This window comes from Thioclava sp. L04-15, assembly GCF_002020275.1.
In the GTDB taxonomy this organism is placed as follows: Bacteria; Pseudomonadota; Alphaproteobacteria; order Rhodobacterales; family Rhodobacteraceae; genus Thioclava; species Thioclava marina.
Map to the genome: position 1 here is coordinate 1,068,989 of NZ_MPZW01000001.1, position 23,277 is coordinate 1,092,265.

Annotated in this window: 27 protein-coding genes and 1 tRNA gene; 13 read left to right on the top strand and 15 right to left on the bottom strand. The window is 64.2% G+C overall.

Going from position 1 to position 23,277, the window contains the following annotated elements; all coding sequences use genetic code 11:
* Positions 1–3 precede the first annotated feature (3 nt).
* The 5 genes from BMI90_RS05285 to mbfA all read right to left on the bottom strand — a co-directional run bounded on the left by BMI90_RS05285 (position 4) and on the right by mbfA (position 3,993).
* Entirely contained in the window at positions 4–621 is a 618-nt protein-coding gene (locus BMI90_RS05285; protein ID WP_078526707.1) for an HAD family phosphatase, read from the bottom strand.
* On the bottom strand, positions 614–1,078 hold the full coding sequence (locus BMI90_RS05290) for a YaiI/YqxD family protein (RefSeq protein WP_078526710.1): 465 nt from the start codon (positions 1,076–1,078) through the stop codon (positions 614–616). Before BMI90_RS05290 ends, BMI90_RS05285 begins: the two co-directional genes overlap by 8 nt.
* Positions 1,069–1,899, bottom strand: a complete 831-nt coding sequence (gene fghA, locus BMI90_RS05295; RefSeq protein ID WP_078526712.1) for an S-formylglutathione hydrolase — start codon at positions 1,897–1,899, stop codon at positions 1,069–1,071. The genes BMI90_RS05290 and fghA overlap by 10 nt, the downstream gene beginning before the upstream one ends.
* A gap of 10 nt (positions 1,900–1,909) precedes the next feature.
* Positions 1,910–2,827, bottom strand: coding sequence for an AEC family transporter (locus tag BMI90_RS05300; protein WP_078526714.1), 918 nt, complete (start codon positions 2,825–2,827; stop codon positions 1,910–1,912).
* A gap of 188 nt (positions 2,828–3,015) precedes the next feature.
* Entirely contained in the window at positions 3,016–3,993 is a 978-nt protein-coding gene (gene mbfA / locus BMI90_RS05305; protein ID WP_078526716.1) for an iron exporter MbfA, read from the bottom strand.
* A gap of 158 nt (positions 3,994–4,151) precedes the next feature.
* Here mbfA and BMI90_RS18705 point away from each other — a divergent pair, with 158 nt between their 5' ends.
* On the top strand, positions 4,152–4,316 hold the full coding sequence (locus BMI90_RS18705; RefSeq protein WP_158521705.1) for a hypothetical protein: 165 nt from the start codon (positions 4,152–4,154) through the stop codon (positions 4,314–4,316).
* Here the strand turns inward: BMI90_RS18705 and BMI90_RS05310 are convergent.
* Positions 4,313–5,218 carry a rhodanese-related sulfurtransferase gene (locus BMI90_RS05310; RefSeq protein WP_078526718.1) on the bottom strand — a complete coding sequence of 302 codons (906 nt, stop codon included), beginning with the start codon at positions 5,216–5,218 and terminating at the stop codon, positions 4,313–4,315. The genes BMI90_RS18705 and BMI90_RS05310 overlap by 4 nt on opposite strands.
* 98 nt (positions 5,219–5,316) lie before the next feature.
* Between BMI90_RS05310 and pncA the strand changes: the two genes are divergently transcribed.
* Together pncA and pncB are read left to right on the top strand one after the other, a co-directional pair.
* Positions 5,317–5,916: a bifunctional nicotinamidase/pyrazinamidase gene (gene pncA, locus BMI90_RS05315; protein ID WP_078526721.1), complete on the top strand. Its 600-nt coding sequence runs from the start codon at positions 5,317–5,319 to the stop codon at positions 5,914–5,916.
* Between the two features lie 3 nt (positions 5,917–5,919).
* Complete coding sequence (gene pncB, locus BMI90_RS05320; protein ID WP_078526723.1) at positions 5,920–7,227, top strand: nicotinate phosphoribosyltransferase; 1,308 nt, start codon at positions 5,920–5,922, stop codon at positions 7,225–7,227.
* 4 nt (positions 7,228–7,231) lie between these two features.
* On the opposite strand, the gene BMI90_RS05325 is transcribed toward pncB, so the two are convergent.
* The 7 genes from BMI90_RS05325 to dapF all read right to left on the bottom strand — a co-directional run bounded on the left by BMI90_RS05325 (position 7,232) and on the right by dapF (position 14,183).
* Positions 7,232–8,719, bottom strand: coding sequence for an inorganic phosphate transporter (locus BMI90_RS05325; RefSeq protein WP_246831485.1), 1,488 nt, complete (start codon positions 8,717–8,719; stop codon positions 7,232–7,234).
* Positions 8,720–8,802: 83 nt separating this feature from the next.
* Positions 8,803–9,246 carry an NUDIX hydrolase gene (locus BMI90_RS05330; protein WP_093469958.1) on the bottom strand — a complete coding sequence of 148 codons (444 nt, stop codon included), beginning with the start codon at positions 9,244–9,246 and terminating at the stop codon, positions 8,803–8,805.
* Positions 9,243–10,220: a phosphotransferase gene (locus BMI90_RS05335; RefSeq protein WP_078526727.1), complete on the bottom strand. Its 978-nt coding sequence runs from the start codon at positions 10,218–10,220 to the stop codon at positions 9,243–9,245. Before BMI90_RS05335 ends, BMI90_RS05330 begins: the two co-directional genes overlap by 4 nt.
* Positions 10,217–11,479, bottom strand: coding sequence for an aminotransferase class III-fold pyridoxal phosphate-dependent enzyme (locus BMI90_RS05340; RefSeq protein ID WP_078526729.1), 1,263 nt, complete (start codon positions 11,477–11,479; stop codon positions 10,217–10,219). The genes BMI90_RS05335 and BMI90_RS05340 overlap by 4 nt, the downstream gene beginning before the upstream one ends.
* Positions 11,469–11,891: an alternative ribosome rescue aminoacyl-tRNA hydrolase ArfB gene (gene arfB, locus BMI90_RS05345; protein WP_078527247.1), complete on the bottom strand. Its 423-nt coding sequence runs from the start codon at positions 11,889–11,891 to the stop codon at positions 11,469–11,471. The genes BMI90_RS05340 and arfB overlap by 11 nt, the downstream gene beginning before the upstream one ends.
* Positions 11,892–12,087: 196 nt before the next feature.
* On the bottom strand, positions 12,088–13,350 hold the full coding sequence (gene mtaB / locus BMI90_RS05350; RefSeq protein WP_078526731.1) for a tRNA (N(6)-L-threonylcarbamoyladenosine(37)-C(2))-methylthiotransferase MtaB: 1,263 nt from the start codon (positions 13,348–13,350) through the stop codon (positions 12,088–12,090).
* Positions 13,347–14,183: a diaminopimelate epimerase gene (gene dapF, locus BMI90_RS05355; RefSeq protein WP_078526733.1), complete on the bottom strand. Its 837-nt coding sequence runs from the start codon at positions 14,181–14,183 to the stop codon at positions 13,347–13,349. The genes mtaB and dapF overlap by 4 nt, the downstream gene beginning before the upstream one ends.
* Before the next feature lie 106 nt (positions 14,184–14,289).
* Here dapF and BMI90_RS05360 point away from each other — a divergent pair.
* Together BMI90_RS05360 and BMI90_RS05365 are read left to right on the top strand one after the other, a co-directional pair.
* Positions 14,290–14,365 (top strand) — tRNA-Lys (locus BMI90_RS05360).
* 114 nt (positions 14,366–14,479) lie between these two features.
* Positions 14,480–15,091, top strand: coding sequence for a DedA family protein (locus tag BMI90_RS05365; RefSeq protein WP_078526735.1), 612 nt, complete (start codon positions 14,480–14,482; stop codon positions 15,089–15,091).
* Between the two features lie 6 nt (positions 15,092–15,097).
* Here the strand turns inward: BMI90_RS05365 and BMI90_RS05370 are convergent, their stop codons facing one another.
* A complete protein-coding gene (locus tag BMI90_RS05370) occupies positions 15,098–15,862 on the bottom strand; it encodes a sulfotransferase family protein (protein ID WP_078526737.1) in 765 nt (254 codons plus the stop codon).
* A gap of 267 nt (positions 15,863–16,129) precedes the next feature.
* Between BMI90_RS05370 and BMI90_RS05375 the strand changes: the two genes are divergently transcribed.
* The 8 genes from BMI90_RS05375 to BMI90_RS05410 all read left to right on the top strand — a co-directional run bounded on the left by BMI90_RS05375 (position 16,130) and on the right by BMI90_RS05410 (position 21,824).
* The gene (locus BMI90_RS05375) at positions 16,130–16,960 is read left to right on the top strand and encodes a hypothetical protein (protein WP_078526739.1); all 831 of its coding nucleotides are present in this window, start codon (positions 16,130–16,132) and stop codon (positions 16,958–16,960) included.
* Positions 16,961–17,041: 81 nt separating this feature from the next.
* A complete protein-coding gene (locus BMI90_RS05380) occupies positions 17,042–17,656 on the top strand; it encodes a ribonuclease D (RefSeq protein WP_078526741.1) in 615 nt (204 codons plus the stop codon).
* Positions 17,637–18,593, top strand: a complete 957-nt coding sequence (locus BMI90_RS05385) for a KpsF/GutQ family sugar-phosphate isomerase (RefSeq protein ID WP_078526743.1) — start codon at positions 17,637–17,639, stop codon at positions 18,591–18,593. The genes BMI90_RS05380 and BMI90_RS05385 overlap by 20 nt, the downstream gene beginning before the upstream one ends.
* Entirely contained in the window at positions 18,593–19,195 is a 603-nt protein-coding gene (locus BMI90_RS05390) for a hypothetical protein (RefSeq protein WP_078526745.1), read from the top strand. Before BMI90_RS05385 ends, BMI90_RS05390 begins: the two co-directional genes overlap by 1 nt.
* Positions 19,196–19,203: 8 nt before the next feature.
* Positions 19,204–19,704 carry a lipopolysaccharide transport periplasmic protein LptA gene (lptA, locus tag BMI90_RS05395; protein WP_078526747.1) on the top strand — a complete coding sequence of 167 codons (501 nt, stop codon included), beginning with the start codon at positions 19,204–19,206 and terminating at the stop codon, positions 19,702–19,704.
* Positions 19,704–20,483 carry an LPS export ABC transporter ATP-binding protein gene (gene lptB / locus BMI90_RS05400; RefSeq protein ID WP_245794978.1) on the top strand — a complete coding sequence of 260 codons (780 nt, stop codon included), beginning with the start codon at positions 19,704–19,706 and terminating at the stop codon, positions 20,481–20,483. Before lptA ends, lptB begins: the two co-directional genes overlap by 1 nt.
* Before the next feature lie 265 nt (positions 20,484–20,748).
* Positions 20,749–21,324 carry a ribosome-associated translation inhibitor RaiA gene (gene raiA / locus BMI90_RS05405; RefSeq protein ID WP_078526749.1) on the top strand — a complete coding sequence of 192 codons (576 nt, stop codon included), beginning with the start codon at positions 20,749–20,751 and terminating at the stop codon, positions 21,322–21,324.
* 35 nt (positions 21,325–21,359) lie between these two features.
* Entirely contained in the window at positions 21,360–21,824 is a 465-nt protein-coding gene (locus BMI90_RS05410) for a PTS sugar transporter subunit IIA (RefSeq protein ID WP_078526751.1), read from the top strand.
* Positions 21,825–21,885: 61 nt separating this feature from the next.
* Here BMI90_RS05410 and BMI90_RS05415 read toward each other — a convergent pair whose 3' ends face one another.
* Positions 21,886–23,277, bottom strand: a complete 1,392-nt coding sequence (locus BMI90_RS05415) for a nodulation protein NodH (RefSeq protein ID WP_078526753.1) — start codon at positions 23,275–23,277, stop codon at positions 21,886–21,888.

The window sequence follows — 23,277 nt, forward strand, 5'->3', positions numbered from 1 at the left end:
AGCTTATGCGGCCTCGGCCTCGCTCAGCAGCCCTTCCGAGACCAGCCGCGCGGCCCAGCCCTCCGGCCCCTCGAAGAGATGCGTCTTCCAGCCGAAAGTATGTGCCGTCGCGATATTGTCCGCGCGGTCATCGGTGAAAATCAGCTGCGCACCCGAAAGCCCCGTCGCTTCTTCGACCATCGCGTAGATCTTCGGATCGGGCTTCGTCACGCCCATATGGCCCGAAATGAAATCGCGGTCGAATTCGCGCAGGAACGGGTAGTGCGTGGCCGCATAATCATAGCTACCGATCCCGAAATTCGTCAGCGAGAAAACCGGCATCCCCTTGGCCTGCAAGGCTTTCATCAAGCGCAGGGAATGCGGAATGCCGGGGGCTGCCATCTCGATCCAGTCATCGTGCCAGCGCCGGATCGCATCGCGCCATGTCGGGTATTTCTCGGCCCATTCGTAGATCGTTTCGCGGAACGGCGCGCCGCGGTCGATCTCGTCATTCATGCCGTGCAGATCGACCTCGGCGAACATCTGCTCGCGCGTTTCGCGGGGCATGATGCGGTCGTAATGCCGCTCGGGCTGCCATTCGATCAGCACGTTGCCGATATCGAAAATCACCGCTTCAACCATTCTCTGCCTCCCTGATCGCCGCGCGCGCCGCCCGGTCGAGCGTGTCTGAGAACCGCGCCCGATCCGCCTTGGAAAACGGCTTGCCGCCGCCCTGCCGGAACGGATCGGCCGAGCGCAGGTCCGCCATAAGATCGCGCGTTGCCAAGACGTTACCGATATTCGCAGGGGTCAGCGCCTCGCCATCGGGGCGCAGCACCCGCGCGCCCGCCTCCACGCATTTCGCGGCCAGCGGAATATCATTGGTGATCACCACATCGCCCCGGCCCGCGCGCTCGGCGATATACATGTCGGCCACGTCCGGCCCCTGATCGACATAGACCATCTCGACCAGCGGGTTGGGCGAGGGCCGCAGCCCCCCGTTCGAAACCAGCATCAGCTTGACGCCCAGCCGCGTCGCCACGCGCTCGGCCTCGGCCTTTACCGGACAGGCATCGGCATCGACCCAGATCACGCCCAGAGCGCCTCGGCGTGGAAAGCGAGGTGATCGGGGATGAAGCTTTGCACGAAGTAATAGCTGTGATCGTAGCCCTTCTGCATCCGGAAGGTGCCGGGCTGACGGCGCGCGGCCATGGCCTCGGCCAGCGCCTCGGGCTTCAGCAGATCGAGGAACTGATCCGAGCCGCCCTGATCGATCAGAACTTCACCCTCGAAGCCGACCTCGCGCATCAGAAGCGTCGCGTCATGTGCGGCCCATTGGCTTTCGTCATCCCCCAGATAGGCACTGAACTGCTTGCGCCCCCAGTCGCTTTGCGTCGGGTTTGCGATCGGCGCGAAGGCCGAGACCGAACGGAAACGCTCGGGCAAGGACATCGCCAGCGTCAGCGCGCCATGCCCGCCCATCGAATGGCCGGTGATCGCCTGCCGCTCGGGGTCGATCTCGAAAGCGGCGTCGATCGCGTTGGGCAGTTCCTCGGCGATGTAATCCCACATCCGGAAATGCGGCGCCCAGGGCGATTGCGTGGCGTTGACGTAGAAGCCGGCGCCCTGACCCAGATCGTAATCCTCGTGATCGGCCACGCCCTCGCCGCGTGGCGAGGTGTCGGGGAAGACAAGCGCGATCCCGTGCTCGGCGGCGAATGCCTGCGCACCGGCCTTGGTCATCGCGTTCTCATGCGTGCAGGTCAGTCCCGAGAGATACCACAGCACGGGCACCGGCCCGTCCTCGGCCTCGCGCGGCAGGAACAGACCGAAGGTCATCTCGCAATCGTTCACCTTCGAAGCGTGCGAATAGACGCCCTGAACGCCTCCGAAGCAGCGGTTTTCCGAGATCGTTTTCATCAAAGCCTCCTCAGCCGTGAACCCAATGGATGACCGCCGGAACCGTGAGGATCGAGACGGCGGTCGAGACGAGAATGGCGGCCGAGACGCGCTGCGGCGCCACCCCGAAATGCTGCGCCAGAATATAGACATTGCCCGCGACGGGAAGGGCGGCGGCGGCGATCATCACGCCGGCCGCGTAGGGCTCGACGTCGAAGATCAGAAGTGCCGTGATCGCGATGGCCGCCGGATGCAGGAAGAGCTTGCCGAAAGAGAGCCATATCGCGGGCGCGGGCTTTTCCGCCGATTTGCCCGCGAGCGAGGCGCCGATGGCAAAGAGCGCACCCGGCGTGGCCGCGGCCCCCAGCAGCGTCATGAATTCCTCGAGCGGGCCCGGCATCGGCAGTTTCAGGCCGGCCCAGGCAAGCCCCGCCAGCATCGAGACGATCATCGGGTTCTTCACCAGCCCCAGCGCGATCGGCGCGAGCGAGACCTTTCCGTGCCGCGACGCCGTGATGAAGATGGTGATGATCGAGGAAAACACGATCAGGTCACAGGCGAGCACCATCAGCACCGGCCCGACGGCAAGCGGACCGAGCAGCACCACCAGCATCGGCACTCCGAGAAAGCCGGTATTCCCGGTCATCGAAGTATGCGCCTCCATCGCGGCGAGCGCGGTCGGCAACTTGCGGGTCTTTGCCACCGCGAAGCTCACCAGCCAGACCGCGCCCGAGCCCGTCAGATAGGCAAGGATGAATTGCAGGTCGAACAGTGCGCCCAGATCGAGATTGGCGGAGAATTTGAACAGCATCGCCGAGAGCGCGAAATAGAAGACGAATTTCGTCAGCCACGCGGTCGCCTCGGCGGTGAAAAAGCGGATCTGCCCGGCGAACCAGCCAAGCCCGATCAGGGCGAAGAAGGGCAAGGTCTTGAGAAAGATCTCGAGCATGGACAAGCGCTAGCATGCGGTTTGGCCAAGTGCCAGACAGGGAATGCAACCCGAGCGCGGCGTGGAGAGCGGGTCATGCCTCCGGCGGGGATATTTGGACCAAGTCGAAAGGGAACGCGCGCTTTCGAATTGGCTCAAATATCCCCCCGCGGAGCGACCGTCGCGCGCAAGGGGCGCGGCGGTCGGGATCAGCCGCCGCCGATCAACACGCCCGCTGCGAAGACCAGAGCCCCGCCGAGCACGACCTGGAAGGCGGCGCGCAGGAAGGGCGTCTCCATGTAGCGGTTCTGGATCCAGGTGATCGCCCAAAGCTCCAGGAACACGACGACGAAGGCGATGGTGGTCGCGGTCCAGAAATCGGGGATCAGGTAGGGCAATGCGTGACCCAGGCCGCCGATCGCGGTCATGATGCCCGAAGCCAGGCCGCGCTTGAGCGGCGAGCCACGTCCCGAGATCACGCCGTCATCATGGGCGGCCTCGGTGAAGCCCATCGAGATCCCCGCGCCGACGGATGCAGCGAGACCCACGAGCAGGGTGGTGTGCGGGTCATGGGTCGCGAAGGCCGTGGCGAAGATCGGGGCGAGGGTCGACACCGAGCCGTCCATCAGCCCCGCGAGGCCCGGCTGCACCCAGGTCAGAACGAACTGGCGATGCGCGGCGCGGTCTTCCTCGTCCTTCTCGCTTTCGGGCAGGTTGGTCGCCGTCAGCTCTTCGGCCTTCTTCTCGTGGCCGAGTTCCGCAGCGGCGAGATCGCCCAGCAACTCGCGGGTGCTGGCATCCGAACTGCGCTGGGCGGCGAGGGTGTAGAACTTGCCCGCCTCACGCTCCATCGCCTCGGCCTCGCCGCGGATCGTGTCGAGCGAGAGGTTCTTTGCCAGCCAGACCGGTTTGCGATTGTAAAAGCCCGCGACATGTTCGCGGCGAATGAGCGGGATCACCTCGCCGAAGCGTTCCTGATGGCGCGCGATGAGGCGGCGGCGGTGCTCGTCCTCTTCCTCGGCCATGCCCTCGAAGATATTGGCTGAGGCGGGGAAATCCTTGCGCAGGTGTTCGGCATATTGGCGGTAGATGCGTGCGTCATCTTCTTCGGAGGAGATGGCGAGCGCGAGAACTTCCTGTTCGGACAGGTCGCTGAACCGCCGACGGGAGGCAAATCCGGGAAGCATGGGGGAGACCCTCTCTTTTAGAACAATTCCAAAATAGCGGGGTTTGCGCGCAATGCAATGCGGCATTTCGAACTAAGCAGTTCAGAATCTCTTGCAATCTGAACGGATCGGTTCATATTCCCAAAATGAACGAACGAGTTCAGTTATGGAGATTCGTCATGAAACGCTTCGCTTATGCCCTGCTCCTGAGTCTGGCCGGTGTCACGGCCGCCTCGGCCGGTATCGGGGATTTCACGCTGCCGCGCCTCGATTTCCCGAGCACGGGAAGCCCCGTCGTCACGCAGGGCTGCAATGATCTGACGCAGAGCTGCGCCGGGAATTAATCCCGCCCGAGATGCGTCTCTCCGCGTTGGGCGGCGAGGCGCATCTGGTGCTCGCGTTCGCGGAAACGCGCGCGATCGGCGTCGGAATACTCCCCGATGCAACGATGACAGGAAACGCCCTCTTCGTAATCGGGATGGCGTTTGTCCTCGGCGGAAACCGGACGGCGGCAGGCGTGACAGCTGTCGTAATCGCCCTGTTTGAGCCCGTGGCGCAGGCTGACGCGCTGGTCGAAGACGAAACAGTCGCCGTGCCAAAGCGAGCCCTCCTCGGGCATTTCTTCCAGATATTTCAGGATGCCGCCCTTGAGGTGATAGACCTCGGGCACGCCCTCGGCGAGCAGGAAGTTCGTCGATTTTTCACAGCGAATGCCGCCGGTGCAGAACATCGCGACGCGCTTGTTGTGGAAGCGATGCGCATTGTCGCGCCACCAAGCGGGAAACTCGCGGAAGGATTTCGTGCCGGGGTCGATGGCGCCCTCGAACGTGCCGATCTCGATCTCGTAATCGTTGCGGGTGTCGATCACCACCGTGTCGGGCGAGGAGATCAGTTCGTTCCAGTCCTGCGGCTCGACGTAATGGCCGACGCGGGCCTTCGGGTCGATATCGGGCTCGCCCATGGTGACGATCTCGCGCTTGAGCCGCACCTTCATCCGGCCGAAGGGCATCTGCTCGGCGGTGCTTTCCTTCCACTCCAGATCGGAACAGCCCGGCAGCGCGCGGATATGGGCGAGAACCGCGTCGATCCCCTCACGCGGGCCCGCGATGGTGCCGTTGATCCCCTCGCGCGCGATCAGGAGCGAGCCTTTCACCCCTTGCGCGCAGGCGAGCTTTGCCAGCGGGGCCTTGAGGGCCTCGGGATTTTCGAACCGGGTGAAATGATAGAGCGCGGCGACGGTAAACATGGGGCAGGGATTAGCGCCGCGCGGGGGCTTTAGGCAAGAGCCGTTGACCATGCGGGGTCCGCGCCCTACCCATGAGTGGACCCTGCGGGAGAGATGAGATGACCAAAGCCCTGATCGTGATCGACGTGCAAAACGACTTCTGCCCCGGCGGCGCGCTGGCGGTGGCGGGCGGGGACGAGATCCTGCCGCGCGTGAACGTGCTGATGACCGAGTTCGATACGGTGGTGCTGACGCAGGATTGGCACCCTGCCGACCATTCCTCGTTCGCGAGCCAGCATGAGGGCGGCGCGCCCTTTACGCAGGTGCATATGGATTATGGGCTGCAGACGCTCTGGCCGGATCATTGCGTGCAAGGCACCACGGGTGCCGAGTTTCATCCCGATCTGGCGGTGGACCGGGCGCAGATGATCATCCGCAAGGGTTTCCGCGCGGGCGTGGACAGCTATTCGGCCTTTTTCGAGAATGACCACAAGACCACGACGGGGCTTGCGGGCTACCTGCGCGACCGGGGCATCGAGGAGCTGAGTTTCGTCGGGCTCGCCACAGATTTCTGCGTGGCCTGGTCGGCGCTGGACGCGGCGAAGCTCGGGTTCAAGGCGACGGTGCTGGAAGGCGCGTGCCGTGCTATCGACCTCGACGGCTCGCTCGCGGCAGCGCATGAGGCGATGCGCGCGGCCGGCGTGAAGCTGGAGGCCTGATCCATGGTCGATATCGCCACCCGCGTTTATAACCACAAGTGGAAGATCGACCCGATCGTGCGGTCGCTCATCGACACGGATTTCTATAAGTTGTTGATGTGCCAGTCGATTTTCCGCAACAAGCCCGACACCAACGTCACGTTCAGCCTGATCAACCGGACGAAATCGATCCGGCTTGCGGACCTGATCGACGAAGGCGAGCTGCGTGAACAGCTCGATTATGCGCGCTCGCTGAAATTGGCGCGGGGCGAAAGCACCTGGCTGCGCGGCAACACGTTCTACGGCAAGCGGCAGATGTTCCGCTCGGATTTCATGGAGTGGTTCGAGGGCTATCAGCTGCCGCCCTATCATCTCGAAAAGCGCGACGGGCAATATGAGCTGACCTTCGAGGGCAAATGGCACGAGGTCATGCTCTGGGAGATCCCGGCGCTGGCGATCCTGATGGAGCTGCGTGGGCGGGCCGTGCTGAACCGGATGGGGCGGTTCGAGCTGCAGGTGCTCTATGCCCGCGCGATGACCAAGGTCTGGGAGAAGATCGAGGCGCTGCGCGAGCTGGACAATCTTCGGATCGCGGATTTCGGCACGCGGCGGCGGCATTCCTTCCTGTGGCAGGACTGGTGCGTGCAGGCGATGCTGGAGGGGTTGGGCGATGTCTCCGAAGGCGGCGCATTTACCGGCACGTCGAACTGCCTGATCGCGATGCGGCGCGATATCGAGGCGGTGGGCACCAACGCGCATGAGCTGCCGATGGTCTATGCCGCGCTGGCCGAGAGTGACGCGGAGCTGGCCCAGGCCCCTTACAAGGTTCTCGCCGATTGGCATGAGGAGCATGAGGGCAACCTGCGCATCATCCTGCCCGACACTTACGGCACGAAGGGGTTTCTGGAGCACGCGCCCGATTGGTTGGCGGGCTGGACCGGGATCCGGATCGACTCGGGCGATCCGGCGGCCGGGGCTGAGATCGCGATCGACTGGTGGAAGTCGCGCGGGGAAGACCCGCGTGAAAAGCTGGTGATCTTCTCGGATGGGCTGAGCGTCGACAAGATCCGCGAGCTTCACGCGCAATTCGTGGGCCGGGTGAAGGTGAGCTTCGGCTGGGGCACGCTTCTGACCAACGATTTCCGGGGGCTGGTGCCGAATGATGCGCTCGCGCCGTTCAGCCTTGTGTGCAAAGCGGTGGAGGCGAACGGTCATCCGACGGTGAAGCTGTCGGACAACCCGGAGAAGGCGATGGGACCGGCAGACGAAATCGCCCGCTACAAGCGCGTATTCGACGTGGGCCAGCAGCAGGCGATGAAGGTTATCGTCTGAAGCGTCAGGTGATCGCGTTGAGGATCAGGTAGAGCACGGCTGAGAGCGCAGCCGAGGCCGGGACGGTGACCACCCAGGCCGCGGCCACGGTCAGCATATGCGAGCGGCGCACGAGAAGGCGGCGCTTGCGCTCCTCGGGGGGGACGGGCTTGCCCTTGCTGATGCCCAGCTCGCGGGCGCGTTTCTCGGCATGCCATTCGCGGTAGAAGCCCACGCCGAAGATGCCGCCGACCGCGATATGGGTCGAGGAGACCGGCAGGCCCAGCCACGACGCCACGATCACCGTGATCGCCGCCGAAAGCGCCACGCAATAGGCGCGCATCGGGTTGAGCTTGGTGATCTCGTTGCCGACGAGGCGGATCAGCTTCGGTCCGAAGAGCAGCAGACCGACCGAGATCCCAAGCGCGCCTACGGCCATGACCCAGAACGGGATGCCGACCTGTGCGGCGATGTCGCCCTGCTCGACCGTGTGGACGATGGCCGCAAGCGGGCCGACCGCGTTGGCCACGTCATTCGCGCCATGAGCGAAGCTCAGCAGCGCGGCCGAGACGACGAGCGGCATCGCGAAGAGCGACTTGAGCGATTTCTTGCGGTTCTCCATCCCTTCCGACTGACGGCGGATCAGGGGGATCGTGATGAACCAGCCCGCGCCGCCGACGATCACGCCGATCATGACCGCCTGAAGAAGGGTGATCTTGAAGAGATGCTTGAGGCCCTTCAGCGCGAGATAGGCGGCGAAGGCGCCTGCCATGATGCCGATCAGGATCGGCACCCATTTGCGGGCGGCGGCGATCTTGTCATCGACATAGATCACCTTGGATTTGATGATCGCGAGGAAGAAGGCGGCGATCACGCCCCCCATCACGGGCGAAATCACCCAGCTTGCCGCGATCATCCCCATCGAGGCCCAGTCCACCGCGCCGAAACCGGCCGCCACGATCCCCGCGCCCACGACGCCGCCGACGATGGAATGGGTGGTCGAGACCGGTGCGCCGAGCCAGGTCGCGAGGTTCAGCCAGAGGGCGGCCGCCAGAAGCGCCGACATCATCGCCCAGACGAAATGCGTGGAATCGGGCAGCGCGCTGGGCTCGATGATGCCCTTGGCCACGGTCTTCACCACATCCCCGCCCGCAACCAGCGCGCCCAGGCTCTCGAAGATTGCCGCGATGATCAGCGCCAGCAACAACGTCATCGCCTTGGAGCCCACTGCGGGGCCCATGTTGTTGGCGACATCGTTCGCGCCGATATTGAGCGCCATGTAGGCCCCGATCCCGGCCGCCGCGATCACCACGAGCTGTCCGGGCTGACCGCCCATCAGCACGGCGGCCACCAGACCGGCGAGCACGATGAAGGCCAGCGCCAGACCCGGTGCGACGAGCCCACGCGCCACGAATTGCGCGCCTTCCTCGACCCGGCCGATCCGCTTGAGATCCTTGTCGAGGGTTTTCCACTGATTGACGCGGGGGTCGGGGTTCTGGCTGGCCACTGTCACGAACCTGTCGTCTGGGTGTCACAAATTCCCGGTGCCCTAGCGGGAATGAGTCTGTGTGACAAGCCTGCGCGGGAGCGTCTCTCTCAAAGGTTGCGCAAAATCTTCTGCAGGCCCTCTTCGGCGACGAGGCCGGCGGCCTCTTTGGGTGCGAACCACTTGCGCTTGCGCTGGCCGACCTCGGGATAGGTTTTCTCCAGCTGCTCCACCCGGAGCAAGAAGACGATCACATCCGTGGGCACCGCAAGCCCGCTGTCGAGGATCTTGTCGTAGTGAAAATCGCCGATCGGTTCCTTTTCGACCAAGCCGCGCGCGCCGGCCTCTTCCCAGGCTTCCTGCTGGGCGGCTCCCGAAAGCGAGCGGCCCCGCATCGGCCAGCCCTTCGGCAGCACCCAGCGACCGGTATCGCGCGAAGTGATCAGCAGAACCTGGGTCTTTCCGTCGCGCACACGCAGGCACAGCGCCGCCACCTGTAACGAGGCGGGGCGATGGCCGAGAATGCCCTTCGCGACGGTTTTGGCCCATTTCATCTGCCGGTCTCCCATGGCGGCGTATCGTCGATCAGATGACGCGCGAGATCGAGCGCGCGATCTAGGTACAGTCTCTGGCGCGGATCGGAAGGGGTCGCACGGGTCACAATCCAGCCAGCTGACGCAAAGGCACGTAGTGCTATGAAAAGCGGCAGCAACGCCTCTTGTTCGGGCGGGAACGGACGCGCGCCGCGATAGCCTGCCACCAGCCCCTCGGCCTGCTCGGCCCAGAGCGGGTCTCCCCAGCCCTGAACGAGCGCGGTCGCGAGGTCGTAGAGCCGATATCCCGGACCGCAGTCGTCGAAGTCGATCAGCGAGAGGCCCGCCGGACCGCTCAGCACGTTCTCGCGCAGGACATCCGCATGGATCGGGCCGAAATCGCTGGCCAGCACGAGCCGCTCCCGCGCCAGATCGCGCGCCTCGATCAGGGTCGCGGCCTCGTCTGCGCTGAGTTGGGGATGCTCCCAGAACCGCCCCCAGAGCGCGCGCTCGCCCACAAGCCCCTCGATGTCCCAGGCATGGCGCGTGAAGTCATGCGGCGGGGCGGCGTCGCAGGCGGAATGAAAGCGCGCGATAAGCGCGCCTAGCGCCTCGGCATCGCGGCGCACCTGCGCGCCATCAGGCCCGAGCGGCAGATCGCCCGCCCCGATCGGCGCACCCTCGAGCCACTCCACGCAAGAGGTCACCCGGTTGCGCACCGATCCCGTCAGCTCCCCGTTCAGCGCGCGCACCGGGCGCGGCACCGGCAGGCCCTGATCGGCCAGCGCCTCGCACCAGCGCAGCTCGGCCTCGATGCCTTTGCGCCCCTGATAGCCGGGACGGTGCAGGCGCAGGGCGACGCGGTGACCGTTCTTCAGATGCGCCTCGAAGACGATATTCTCGCGGTTCTTCACCAGCCGGGGCGGTTCGGAGGCCTGCCCCCAGGAATACAGCGCAGCCTCCGCCATCGCCTGTGCGATCTTGTCCGAACTCATGCGGGCAGCTCCTCGAAACAGTCCGAGAGCTTGCCGATCAGCTCGTCGGCATCCGCGCGGGAAAAGACCATCGGCGGGCGGATCTTGAGGATGTGCTGCGCGCGGCCCACCCGGCCCATCAAGACGTGACGATCGCGCATCGCCTCGACGATGCGACCGGCCTCAGCGCTCGCAGGCTCGCCATCCCGGGCCAGTTCGATCCCGAGAAAGAGGCCAAGCCCGCGCGTGTCGGCGATCAACGGATGAGACAGCTCGCGCAGCCCGTCGAGCAGATAGGCCCCGACCTCGGCCGCGTTCTCCTGCAAGCCTTCCTCCTCGATTACCCGCAGTACCTCCATCGCCGCGGCGACCGAGACAGGATTGCCGCCGAAGGTGTTGAAATAGCCAAACGCCTCGCGGAAGGCGGCCATCACCTGAGGCGCCGCCACCAGCCCCGCGACCGGGTGGCCATTGCCCATCGGCTTGCCCATCGTGACCACGTCGGGGGTGAAGCCGAGCCACTCGTGGCCCCAGAAATTCGACCCTATTCTGCCGAAACCGGGCTGAACCTCGTCGCACAGGATCAGCCCGCCCGCGCGGCGGATCACCTCCACCGTGGGGTCGAGGAAACCGGGGGCGACGCCGGGCATCCCCTCATTGGCGAAGATCGGGCAGAGCATGAAGCCCGCGAATCCGTGCCCGCTCGCCTCCAGCTCGTCGATGGCGCGCGCGACGTTCGCGGCGAAGGCCTCGGGCTGCGCGTCAAGCGACCCGCCCAGGGGCGCAAGACTGTCCGGCGCGGGCACCCGGCGGATGTGATCCGGCCAGCCCCCGATCGGCGGGCGCCGGGTCGAGAGATGCGCCACGGCGGTCGTGTTGCCGTGATAGGTGTTGTCGGTCGCGATGAAGCCGCGCTTGCCGGTAACTGCCTGCGCCATCCGCAAAGCGACGTCATTGGCCTCGGACCCGGTGCAGGTCATCAGAAGCTGGCCGGGGAAACTGACCTTGCCCAGCAGTGTCTCGGCATAATCGAGAATGCCCTCATGCAGGTAGCGCGTATGGGTGTTGAGCACCCCGGCCTGCTCGCAGATCGCCTTGACGATACGCGGATGGGAATGGCCGCAATGGGCGACGTTGTTATAGGCATCGAGGTAACGCTGCCCCCGCGCATCGAACAGATACGCGCCCTGCCCGCGCACGATCTCCACCGGGCGGTCGTAGAAAATCGGCACGTTCGGCCCCAACAGCCGCGCGCGCCGCTCCAGCAGATCATTCCCCATCCGATACCTTCCCGCGCAGCGCCTTCACCTCACCCCGGATCGTCTTCGCCTTCAGCCGGCGCTTCTTCGAACCCAGCGTGGGCCGCGTTGCGATCCGCTTCTTGGGCTTTTCCAGCGCCTTGCGGATCATCTCGGCCAGGCGCTCGCGCGCGATCTCGCGGTTGCGCGCCTGCGAGCGCGTATCCTGAACCTGCAAGACGATCGCCCCATCCGTCGTCCATTTCCGCCCCGCGATCCGGCGCAGACGCGCCTTCACCGGCGGTGGCAGATTGGGCGAGCGTTCCGCCTCGAAGCGCAGCTCGACGGCGGTCGAGACCTTGTTCACGTTCTGCCCGCCGGGGCCCTGCGCCCGGGTGAAGCTCTCGGTGATTTCCCAATCCTCGATGGCAATCTGATCGTTGATCCGCAGCATGGGCCACAAGCTAGCTTACGCAGAGAAAAACGAAAGCCCCCTTCCTCTTGGTCCAAATATCCCGGGGGTGAGGCGCAACGCGCCGAGGGGGCAGCGCCCCCTCTTTCTTCGTCATTTGTCGTCCTCCGGCGACGGCGGGGCAGGGCCCCCTCTCTGACGACGAAATGTCGCCCTCCGGCGACGGGGCAGCGCCCGCTTACCCCGCCAGCAACCGCGTTCCGTCATGGCCGCTGATGCGCACGCTCATCAACGTGCCTTCGGGCTGATCCGCTCCGAAAGCCACCTCGGCAAAGCCTTCGGTGCGCGCCACGCGCGGGCCTTCGGTCAGCACGACCTGTTCGGTCCCCACCTGCGCCTGAAGGTGGGCTGCCAGTGCCGCTTCACCCTTGGCGCGCAGCCGCGCGGCGCGATCCTTGATGATCGGGCCTTTGACAGCGGGCATCCGGGCGGCGGGCGTGCCCTTGCGCGCGGAATAGGGAAAGACGTGCAGGAAGGTCAGGTGACAATCATCCACGAGCCGCAGGGAGTTTTCGAACATCGCTTCGGTCTCGGTCGGGAAACCCGCGATGATATCGGCGCCGAATACGATGCCGGGGCGCAGCTTGCGCGCCTCCTCGGTGAAGCGAATCGCGTCGTCGCGCAGGTGGCGGCGCTTCATCCGTTTCAGGATCATGTCGTCGCCGGCCTGCAAGCTCAGGTGAAGATGCGGCATCAGGCGCGGCTCGGTCGCGATCGCGAGCATCAGGTTCTCGTCGGCCTCGATCGAATCGATCGAGGAGATCCGCAGGCGCGGCAGGTCCGGCACCAGACGCAGGATCCGCATCACCAGATCGCCCAGCCGCGGTTCGCCGGGAAGATCAGCGCCCCAGGAGGTCAGGTCCACCCCGGTCAGCACGACCTCGTTGAAACCGCGATCCACGAGACGCTTGATCTGCTCGACCACGACACCCGCGGGGACCGAGCGCGAATTGCCGCGACCGAAGGGGATGATGCAGAAGGTGCAGCGGTGATCGCAGCCGTTTTGCACCTGCACATAGGCGCGATGGCGGCCGAATCCGTCAATCAGGTGACCGGCGGTCTCCTTGACCGACATGATGTCGTCGACCATGACGCGCTCGGTCTCGCCGATGAAATCGGGGCCTTGCGGGGCAAGCTGCGCCCAGGTCTCGGCCTGCATCTTCTCGTGATTGCCGATGACCTTGGTGACCTCGCCCATGGCTGCGAAGGTCTCGGGCTCGGTCTGCGCGGCGCATCCCGTCACGATCACCGGCGCGCCGGGGTTTTCGCGCGCCAGACGGCGGATTTCCTGCTTGGCCTTGCGCACGGCCTCGGCGGTCACGGCGCAGGTATTGACCACGACCGCGCCTTCCAGCCCGGCCTGCTCGGCCAGCTCTTTCATCGCCTCCGTCTCATAGGCGTTGAGACGGCAGCCGAGCGTCGAGAAAACGGGCGGTTTCATAGCGAGGCCAGAAATTCGGGGGTGAGCGTCGCGTCGAAGACATGCGCGGTCGGGCCGGTCATCCAGACGCCATCCTCGCGCCAGTCGATCTCGAGTTGCCCGCCATCGACATCGACGAGCACATGCTTGCCGGTCAACCCGCGCAGGTTGGCGGCGACGGCGGTCGCACAGGTGCCCGAGCCGCAAGCGAGCGTGATGCCGGTGCCGCGCTCCCAGACGCGCATGCGCAGATGGTCGGGGCCGATGAGCGAGGCGAATTCGACATTCGTGCGCTCGGGGAAAAGGGCATCGTGCTCGACTGCAGGGCCGCGCGCGGCCGGGTCCAAGCTGTTCGCATCCTCGACGAAGAAGACGCAATGCGGGTTGCCCATGCCCACCGCGATCGGATCGCCCTCGAGCGGCAGATGCGCGGGATCGTTGCCCGGCAGGACAGGAATCTGCGCGGCGTCGAGAATCGGTGCGCCCATATTGACCGAGACCATCCCGTCGGCCCGCCGAACCGCGCCAAGCTCTCCGCGTTCGGTCAAAAGCGTGACGCGATCCTGTCCGAGCTGGCGCATCATGTAATCGCTCACGCAGCGCGTGGCATTGCCGCAAGCGCCCGCCCGCGAGCCATCGGAATTCCAGAAATCGAGCGTGAAATCAGCCCCTTGCGCCGGACGGATCACCGCGAGCTGGTCAAACCCGACGCCGCGATGGCGATCTCCGAGCGCGCGTGCCAGCGCAGGCGTGACCGGATCGTCGCCCTTGCGGGCGTCGATCACGACGAAATCATTGCCGAGCCCGTGCATTTTCATGAAGGGCAGGCCGGAGGCTGTGCGCGCTGTATTCATGGCGCGCGATATACGCCTGCGGCCCGGTTTTTTCCAGATGCGTAGTTTTTGTGAATTTTATGCCTTGACCCCCCCGGCGGGGGTTTGTAGAGACGCGCCCTGTGATGGGCCGTTAGCTCAGTTGGTAGAGCAACTGACTTTTAATCAGTGGGTCGCAGGTTCGAATCCTGCACGGCTCACCATCACCTCGAAAACCCGGGCTTCGGCTCGGGTTTTTGCGTTTATGGACCGCTGTGGCGGGGTGGGCTTCGGAACCTTGCGGGGTGGGCATGCGTAACTCCTGCAAAGGAGGCACCATGTTTCAGTGGATCACCGGCGTTATCGCGGCTTTCGGCTATCTGGGCATTGCGGGGTTGATGCTGGCGGAGAATGTGTTTCCGCCGATCCCTTCCGAGCTGATCATGCCGCTGGCGGGTTACATGGCGGCGCGCGGAGATTTCTCGCTGCTCTGGCTGATCTTCGCAGGAACGGCAGGCTCGGTCTTGGGCGCGGTTTTGTGGTACTGGATCGGGCTGAAGATCGGGTTGGAGCGCCTTTGCGCCCTGTCGCGCCGCCACGGGCGCTGGATCGGGATCGCCCCGCGTGACATCACCCGCACGAAACATTGGTTCGACCGCCACGGTTGGGCGGCGGTGTTTCTCGGCCGGATGATGCCCGGAGCACGCACATTGATTTCGGTGCCGGCGGGTATGGCACGGATGCCTTTCGTGCCGTTTCTCGCCTATACGACGGTGGGGTCCGCGCTCTGGACGAGTTTCCTGACCATCGCGGGGTTCGTGCTGCACCGTCAATATGGCGAGGTCGCGAATTGGGTGAACCCGGTTTCGACGGGGCTGCTGATCGCGTTGGTGCTGGTCTATCTGTGGCGAGTGATCCGCTGGAAGCCGCTGGAGGAAGGCCGGGCGTGAAGGCTCTCAGAGAAGTTCCGTGGAATACCCGAACGCCGCGAAATCCGCCGCATAGAGCTTGCGGATGAGCGCTTCGCTCTTGTCGCAATAGGCCGTGCGGAGTTTTTCTTCCGCGTTCGTCGGATTGCCCGCGCGAGGCAGCTCTGCCGGGCCATCGCTCCCCCAGATCCGTTGCACGGCGGTGACGAGATCCGCATCGAGCGATTCCACTTTGCAGATATGATCGAACTTATCGAGCGGCAGCAGCATCAACGCGCTCTGCGGTGCCCAATGGGCATCGCGATAGAGCCCACCCTGATCGAGGAAGCGGCAAAAGGAGAGAAAGCTCGGCTGACCGTTTTCGTCGAGCTCGAGCATATGTTTCCAGCGCTCCATGCGGGGACCGCGCAGGATTTTGTCTTGATAGGACGACAGCACGCGGGTGAAGGGATTGCGCACGACGGTGAAGGTGAAAACGGCATCGCTCTCAAGCGCGGCTACCTGAGCGCGCGACATATAGGGCGGGCGCAGCCATCTGTGCTTGTCACCTTCGCCGGCGAGGGGGCGGCGATAGGACGAATGTTCCGACAGGATCCGGGCCACGGTCGTATTCGCGGCTTTGGGAATGCGATTGTAGAAAAACATGTCATCGGGAGAGAACGCGCCGCGCGGGATCATGTGGAAGAGGCTGCAGGGGCCGGAACAGGGATATTTGCGAAAGAACGGCGTGAGGGCATTGACGCCGGGTCGTGCGATCCTGTCGCGCAGATCATGTGCCGGAAGGGAAGCCATGCAGGTTGAGTGTCTTCTCTCTAGTGATGTCCTTTCCTTCCTTCGGGGAAATATGCCGATAAATCAACGCTTGAGATCATCGCCGCAAGACGCGGCGCGCTTGGAACGCGACGGATGCGAGGTTGGATCGGGGCAGCGGGCTTCGATCCTGACGGAATAACGGTGCAGTCGTGATTTGTGCCGGATAGGGGCTGAAAACTGTTGTTCGGGCTGGGCTGTAAAGCTACACCCACGCTCTGAAACGTGCCCGTTGCGTGAAGTGATCTCATGTCCGCCCAGAAACGCCGCATCATCATTCATCTTGGTTTCCCGAAGACCGGAAGCACGACGATTCAGGGGATGCTCGCCGCCAATGGCGACCGCTTGGGCGAGGGGATCGTCGCGTCGCCCAAGGATGAGCTGACCTATCGGCTGCGCAAATATGCGCTCAAATATCGCCGCAGCGGTCACCTGTTCTGGTGGAAGCTGCGCCACGAGATGGCCTTGCGCCAGATGGTTCGTACGATCGATGCGATGGATTTCGAGACTCTGGTGATCTCGGACGAAAATATGATCGGCATTGAATCAGGGAAGATTTTCGATCCACCCGAGCGAACCAACTACCTGCCTTGGGTCGCCCATCTCGACGCGGCGCTTTCGGCTTACGACGTTCACTACGTGATTTATCACCGGGAGCCGAAATCCTGGCAGCGCAGCGCATGGAACCAGGCGTTCAAGATGCGTCGCGTGAAGGCTGATTTCGAGACCTGGGCAAAGAACCATTCGGACCTCGATGCGCCCCGCCGGATCATCGAGCAGTTCCGCGGGCTGCTGGGTGAGCGGCTGCACGTGCTCGACATGGCCGAGGAAATTGGCGCGGATCGTCTGATGGGGCGCTTCATTCTCGAACTCGCGGGGGTCTCGCAGGACCGGATTGCCGAAGTCGTGCTTCCGCCACGCGAGAACGAAAGCCTGCCGCTGGCCTCGATCGAGTTGCTGCGGCTGATCCATGAGACCGGGAAGTTCCGTGGCGGCCGATATCGGACCCTGTCGCGGCTCTTCAAGGCGCATCCGGAACTCTTCGCGCCCAATCCGAAGCCCCCGCGCAAGAAGGGGTGACCGCGCCTGCGGTCTTCCCGCGTTGGCAAGCAGGGCGCAAAGCGCTTATATGCCCGGCAGAACGATCTGAGAGGACAAGCCGTGGCGATCCACCTGCATCACAATGACCTGCCCGAAGGGCTCGACCTTGGGCCTGTCGTGGCCATCGACAGCGAGACCATGGGGCTCGATCCGCGGCGCGACCGGCTGTGCCTGGTGCAGCTGTCGTCGGGTGATGGCGATGCGCATCTGGTGAAGATCGCGAAAGGTCAGACCGAGGCGCCGAACCTGTGCAGGATGCTGGCCGATCCCGCGGTCGAGAAACTCTTTCATTTCGCGCGTTTCGACGTGGCTGCGCTCTATAATGCCTTCGGCGTCGAGACGAAGCCGGTTTTCTGCACGAAGATCGCCTCCAAGATGGTGCGGACCTATACCGATCGTCACGGGCTCAAAGTGCTGGTTCAGGAACTGGTCGGTGTCGATATCTCCAAGCAACAGCAAAGTTCGGATTGGGGCGCGGCGGAGCTGACCGAGGCGCAGATGGAATACGCGGCCTCGGATGTGCTGCATCTTCACAAGATGAAGGCCGAGCTGGTGAACCGGCTCAAGCGCGAGAACCGGATGGAGCTGGCGCAGGCCTGTTTCGACTTCCTGCCGACGCGGGCGAAGCTCGACCTGCTGGGATGGGAGGAACCCAATGACATCTTCCACCACTGATTATTCGGGCATCGCGAAACGCGTGATCGGGATCGAGGCGGCGGGGTTGGCGGCGCTGGCCGACAGTCTCGATGGCGAGTTTTCGCGCGCGGTGGCGATGATCCTCGAAACCAGGGGCCGCGTGATCGTCTCCGGCATGGGGAAATCGGGCCATATCGGGCGCAAGATCGCGGCGACGCTGGCTTCGACCGGCACGCCCGCGCAATTCGTGCACCCGGCCGAGGCAAGCCATGGCGATCTGGGAATGGTCACGCGCGACGATCTGGCGCTGGTTCTGTCGAATTCCGGCGAGACGCCGGAACTGGCCGACCTCATCGCCCATACGCGGCGTTTCGGGATTCCGTTGATCGGTGTGGCGAGTCGGCCGGACTCGACCCTGCTGCGGCAGGCCGATCTCGCGCTGGTGCTGCCTGCGGCCGAGGAGGCTTGCGGCACGGGCGTCGTGCCGACGACCTCGACGACGATGACGCTTGCGCTGGGCGACGCGCTCGCCGTGGCGCTGATGGAGCATCGCGAGTTCACGGCCGAGCATTTCCGCACCTTCCACCCGGGCGGCAAGCTGGGCGCACGTTTGTCGAAGGTCTCGGATCTGATGCATCGCGAGATGCCGCTTGTCGGGTTGGAGACGCCGATGCCTGAAGCGCTGCTGGTGATGAGCCAGAAGGGTTTTGGCGTCGTGGGCGTCACCGACGAGGCGGGCCGTCTGGCGGGGATCGTCACCGATGGCGATTTGCGGCGTCACATGGAGGGGTTGCTAGATCACAAGGTGGCCGAGGTGATGACGGCCAATCCGCGCACGATCGCGCCGGGCCAGCTCGCCGAGGCGGCAGTGGCGCAGATGAACGAGCGCAAGATCACCTGTCTTTTCGTCGTTGAGGACGAAAAGCCCGTGGGCTTCCTGCAAATCCATGACTGCCTGCGCGCCGGGATCGTCTGATGATCTATGACAACCGCCATACGCAACTGGTGCACTGGGCGAAGGTCGTCCTGCCGCTGCTGGCGCTTGTCCTGTTGTCGACGATCTTCCTGATCTCGCGCCGGATCGATCCGAGCGCGGCGATCCCCTATGCCAAGGTGGATGTCGAGAAACTCGCACGCGAAAACGCGCTGACCCGGCCGGAATATTCCGGGATGACGGATGACGGCTCGACCCTTTCGGTGACTGCAAAACAGGCGCGCACCTCGCCCGAGGCAACGGGCGGCGCGAGTGCCGATCAGCTTGCCGCGAAGCTCACCGCGCCTGACGGGCATGTCACCGACCTGAGCTCGAATGCGGGTCTGTTCCGGCCCGATCTGGGTCAGGTCGAACTGTCGGAGAAGGTCGCGATGCAGACTTCGGACGGCTACCGGATGAACTCCGAGAAGATGGTCATGAAGACCGATGGCAGCCTGTTGAGCTCTCCCGGCCCGATCCATGGCGAAGCGCCGTTCGGCACGCTCGATGCGGGCTCGATGCAAATGACGCCCACGGCCGACGGCAAAGGGCATGATCTTGTTTTCAATGGCGGCGTGAAGCTGATATATCAGCCGCAACAGTGAGGGTTTTCATGTTTCGGACGCCTTTTCCCGCCGCTTTCCTGATCGCGATCGCGCTTCCCGCTCTGGCCGCAGCGCAGCAGCTGTCCTTCGCGGGCATCCGCGCGGACCAGAATGCACCGGTCGAGGTGCTTTCGGACAGTCTCAAGGTGAACCAGGAGAGCGGAAAGGCCGTGTTCAGCGGCGATGTGCGCGTCAATCAGGGCACGATGCATATGCAGGCCGCGGAGGTCGAGGTCATCTATGACCCGAAGGATCGCTCGAAGATCTCGACGCTGCATGCGACGGGCGGCGTGACGCTGGTTTCGCCGACCGAGGCCGCCGAGGCACAGGAAGCCGTATATGACGTGGTGGCGGGCACTGTGGTGATGACAGGCAACGTTCTGCTGACGCAAGGCGAGAACGTGATGTCGGGCAACAAGCTCAACGTCGATCTGCGCACCGGTACCGGCCAGATGGACGGGCGCGTGCGCACGCTGCTCAAACCTGCGACCAAGACCGGGGGCCAGTGATGTCGGGCATGACCGGGGTACAGGACGCGACCGGGCTCGCCCCGGTGGCGGGGCAGGGCGGCTTGCAGGTTCGCGGACTGCGCAAGAGCTATCGCCGCCGCCCGGTGATCCGCGATGTCTCGCTGGATCTTTCGCGCGGGGAGGTCGTGGCGCTGCTGGGGCCGAACGGTTCGGGCAAGACCACCTGTTTTTACAACATCGCCGGCTTGATTCGTCCCGATGCGGGGCAGGTCCTGATCGACGGACGCGACGTGACGGGATTGCCGATGTATCGCCGCGCGCGACTCGGGATCGGTTATCTGCCGCAGGAAGCGTCGATTTTTCGGGGGCTTTCGGTCGAGGATAACATCATGGCCGTGCTCGAGATCGCCGAGGCCGACCCGCATACCCGCCGCGAGCGCCTCGAGGAGCTTCTGGGCGATTTCTCGATCGGCCATCTGCGCCAGGCCCCGGCACTGGCGCTTTCAGGGGGCGAACGGCGCCGCTGCGAGATCGCGCGCTGCCTCGCCGCCGATCCGAAATATCTCCTGCTCGACGAACCTTTTGCTGGTGTCGACCCGATCGCCGTGGCCGAAATCCGCGCATTGGTCTCGCAGCTCAAGGATCGCGGTATCGGCGTCCTGATCACCGATCACAACGTGCGCGAGACGCTCGAGATCGTCGACCGCGCCTATATCCTGCATGACGGGACGGTGCTGATGTCGGGCACGACCGAAGAGGTCGTGCAGGACGAAAACGTGCGCCGTGTCTATCTCGGCCAGCACTTCCGCATCCTTTGAGCGCTGCGTGAGTGCGGCTTTTGCGCTGCGGCGAAGGTGACCCGTTGACACCCCTGCGGTTCCATACCCAAATATGATTCAAATGCGTGACCGTCGTTTCCATTCCCTGCGCGCGCAGACCGAGCTCGTTTTCGGCCCGCGATCGCCTGTGGTCTTGCAACCGGGAGCACGGCCCGCTACGCGCTTTCGAGAAAAATTTAACTGGCTTGCAACTTGCCCCTGTCAGGGTCGGGTGAAGCAGGCCAATGCGTGAAGGAGGAAATCCATGCGTTACCAGATCAGTGGCAAGCAGATCGACATCGGGGAAGCCCTGCAATCCCATGTCAAAACCGAACTCGGCGAAGTCGTCGACAAATACATGCAGCGCCCGACCGATGCGACGGTCACCTTCTCCAAGAACGCCCATGAGTTCATCTGCGAAGCCACCGTGCACCTCTCGACCGGCCTGACGGCATCGGCGAAAGGTCATGCCACCGAGGTTTACGCGGCCTTCGACAGCTGCCGCGAAAAGATGGACAAGCAACTGCGTCGTCATAAGCGCAGGCTGAAAGATCATCACCGCGACCGCGTGGAACCGGTTGAATTCGAGGCCGCGGGCCTGTATGTGCTCGCATCCGATGAGAATGACGAGTCGGGCGAGGCGGCCGATGGCGCGCCGATGATCGTGGCCGAGATGGAAACCAAGGTTCCCACGCTCTCGGTCGGTGAAGCGGTGATGCAGATGGAGCTGTCGCACGCGCCCCTTCTGGTGTTCCGCAACGAGAAACATGGCGGGGTTAACGTCGTGCATCGCCGCGAAGACGGCAATATCGGCTGGATCGACCCGCGCAACAGCAAATGAGCGCCACGGAAAAAGGCGCGGAAAAGACGAGTTACATGGAACTTTCGAAATTGCTTGCGCCGGGCGCCGTGAAGGTGCTGTCGAACGTCACAAGCAAGAAGCGCCTTTTTCAGGATCTCGGCGACATCGCCGCGTCGGTCTACAGGCTCGCCGCGGCGCAGACGGTCGATGCCTTGCAGGAGCGTGAAAGCCTCGGGCCGACGGGTGTCGGTCATGGCGTGGCGCTCCCGCATGCGCGACTCGACGGGCTCGACGAGGTGGTCGGCGTCTTCCTGCGGCTGGAAAAACCGCTCGATTTCGACGCGGTGGACCGACTTCCGGTCGATCTGGTCTTCGCGCTCTTCGCACCCAAGGATTCCGGGGTGGAGCACCTGAAGGCGCTCGCACTCGTGTCGCGCACGATGCGCGATCCGGAAATCTGCGAGAAGCTGCGTGCCAATACCGATCCGGCGGCGCTGCACGCGGTGCTGACCGAGGCGCAGGGCCGTCAGGCCGCCTGATCTGCCTCGATATGAGATTTGAAAGCGCGTCGGTCCGTCCGGCGCGCTTTTTCCGTGTCGCTCAGGCTTTCCAGGGGCCGAAGCCGAACTGCATCATGTCACGCGTATAGGTTTCGCGGGCGGCAGCTTCGAGATCCGGGGTCCAGATATCGGCCAGCTTGATCGGGGCGGTATCGCCGTCGGCCTGTCCAAATTCCGGCGCCTCTATCCCGGCGGAGCGCGCGAGATAGGCCAGATCCGCCGTCAGCCTTTCCTCGCGCAGAAGCATGTCGGGCAGGGCGAACTGGGCGATCCCCTGCAACTGGGCCGATTGCGTGGCCCAGAGCGCGTTCACCGGCAGGCTCGTCTGGTTGGCGAGGTTGGTTTTGAGCCAGCCAAGAAAAGCGATCAGCGCCTCTGCATAGGCTTCGGGCGCGATAGCGTCGCCTTCCGGGGGGATCGGCAGCTTGTAGCTTTGACGCAGTACCGCGCGTGTCTCGAGCATGTTGTCCCAATTCAGGACGGCCGAGAAGGCGAGATGGGCGCGCATCAGGGGGTGGCGCAGCACGGTGAAGCTGCGATGACCCGGATGGCGGCGCTTCCACTGGCGCAGGGTCTTTTGCGAGAAGCTTTCCTCAAGCGGGCCAAGCCGGGCCAGCCAGTCGCGGATCGGCGCGTCCATCGCGGGACGCATCGGCATGTAGAGCAGCCCCGCCTCGCTCGCGATGAAACCGGGCACGCCGGGGCCGCGACGGGGCTCGAAATTCGGGGTCTTCGAGAGGTTGAAGCGGTCGAGCCGCGCGAGCGAAGCCTCCATCCCCGGGAAATTCGAGACCTTCGCCTCCAGCGGCTCGGGGTTCTGCACCTTGAGGCTGTCGGGCAATTCTTCGAGCCGCGTCTCGACGCCGAGCCATTTCGCGATCCCGTTGAGCAACTCGACCGACTGCGCATCCTCGTAATCAATGTAGAAGGCGGTCTGGCCCGAGCGTTGCAGCGCGTTTTGCAGCGTGACCTGAAAGCCCTGCAACTCTTCGAGATGGGCCTCGAACTCCTCGGCATCGAAACGCGCCTTGCTCGCCTTGCGGTGCTTGGCGTCGCCGAGCTTCCACTGGCCGGTCGCGCGGGCGATCAACAGGCTCACATAGCTTTCGATCGGATTGCGGGTCAGCACGATCTTGGCGCATTTGGGATCATCGACGAAGACTGCGAGCATGCGCGGGTCGTGATCGTGAAAATATCGGCAGCCGTTGAGCCCGTCCTGCGCCTTGATCGCCTTCCACAGCGCCAGCGGATCCGCATCGCGTTCGGCCATGGTCACGCCCAATAGCTCCGTGCGGTTGGGATAGCCGATCAGGACGGGGTTGAACGCCTCGCCATGGCAGGTCACGCCATCCAGGCTGTTGAGCGCGGCCTCGAGCAGGTTCGATCCGGTCCGCATCTCGGCGAAGACCACGAAACTGTCGAACCTCGCCAT

Coding starts and splice junctions, on each gene's coding strand:
- BMI90_RS05285 (WP_078526707.1), bottom strand. CDS start 621: ATGGTTGAAGCGGTGATTTTCGATATCGGCAACGTGCTGATCGAATGG.
- fghA (WP_078526712.1), bottom strand. CDS start 1,899: ATGAAAACGATCTCGGAAAACCGCTGCTTCGGAGGCGTTCAGGGCGTC.
- BMI90_RS05300 (WP_078526714.1), bottom strand. CDS start 2,827: ATGCTCGAGATCTTTCTCAAGACCTTGCCCTTCTTCGCCCTGATCGGG.
- mbfA (WP_078526716.1), bottom strand. CDS start 3,993: ATGCTTCCCGGATTTGCCTCCCGTCGGCGGTTCAGCGACCTGTCCGAA.
- BMI90_RS18705 (WP_158521705.1), top strand. CDS start 4,152: ATGAAACGCTTCGCTTATGCCCTGCTCCTGAGTCTGGCCGGTGTCACG.
- BMI90_RS05310 (WP_078526718.1), bottom strand. CDS start 5,218: ATGTTTACCGTCGCCGCGCTCTATCATTTCACCCGGTTCGAAAATCCC.
- pncA (WP_078526721.1), top strand. CDS start 5,317: ATGACCAAAGCCCTGATCGTGATCGACGTGCAAAACGACTTCTGCCCC.
- pncB (WP_078526723.1), top strand. CDS start 5,920: ATGGTCGATATCGCCACCCGCGTTTATAACCACAAGTGGAAGATCGAC.
- BMI90_RS05330 (WP_093469958.1), bottom strand. CDS start 9,246: ATGAAATGGGCCAAAACCGTCGCGAAGGGCATTCTCGGCCATCGCCCC.
- BMI90_RS05335 (WP_078526727.1), bottom strand. CDS start 10,220: ATGAGTTCGGACAAGATCGCACAGGCGATGGCGGAGGCTGCGCTGTAT.
- BMI90_RS05340 (WP_078526729.1), bottom strand. CDS start 11,479: ATGGGGAATGATCTGCTGGAGCGGCGCGCGCGGCTGTTGGGGCCGAAC.
- arfB (WP_078527247.1), bottom strand. CDS start 11,891: ATGCTGCGGATCAACGATCAGATTGCCATCGAGGATTGGGAAATCACC.
- mtaB (WP_078526731.1), bottom strand. CDS start 13,350: ATGAAACCGCCCGTTTTCTCGACGCTCGGCTGCCGTCTCAACGCCTAT.
- dapF (WP_078526733.1), bottom strand. CDS start 14,183: ATGAATACAGCGCGCACAGCCTCCGGCCTGCCCTTCATGAAAATGCAC.
- BMI90_RS05365 (WP_078526735.1), top strand. CDS start 14,480: ATGTTTCAGTGGATCACCGGCGTTATCGCGGCTTTCGGCTATCTGGGC.
- BMI90_RS05370 (WP_078526737.1), bottom strand. CDS start 15,862: ATGGCTTCCCTTCCGGCACATGATCTGCGCGACAGGATCGCACGACCC.
- BMI90_RS05375 (WP_078526739.1), top strand. CDS start 16,130: ATGTCCGCCCAGAAACGCCGCATCATCATTCATCTTGGTTTCCCGAAG.
- BMI90_RS05385 (WP_078526743.1), top strand. CDS start 17,637: ATGACATCTTCCACCACTGATTATTCGGGCATCGCGAAACGCGTGATC.
- BMI90_RS05390 (WP_078526745.1), top strand. CDS start 18,593: ATGATCTATGACAACCGCCATACGCAACTGGTGCACTGGGCGAAGGTC.
- lptA (WP_078526747.1), top strand. CDS start 19,204: ATGTTTCGGACGCCTTTTCCCGCCGCTTTCCTGATCGCGATCGCGCTT.
- lptB (WP_245794978.1), top strand. CDS start 19,704: ATGTCGGGCATGACCGGGGTACAGGACGCGACCGGGCTCGCCCCGGTG.
- raiA (WP_078526749.1), top strand. CDS start 20,749: ATGCGTTACCAGATCAGTGGCAAGCAGATCGACATCGGGGAAGCCCTG.
- BMI90_RS05410 (WP_078526751.1), top strand. CDS start 21,360: ATGGAACTTTCGAAATTGCTTGCGCCGGGCGCCGTGAAGGTGCTGTCG.
- BMI90_RS05415 (WP_078526753.1), bottom strand. CDS start 23,277: ATGGCGAGGTTCGACAGTTTCGTGGTCTTCGCCGAGATGCGGACCGGA.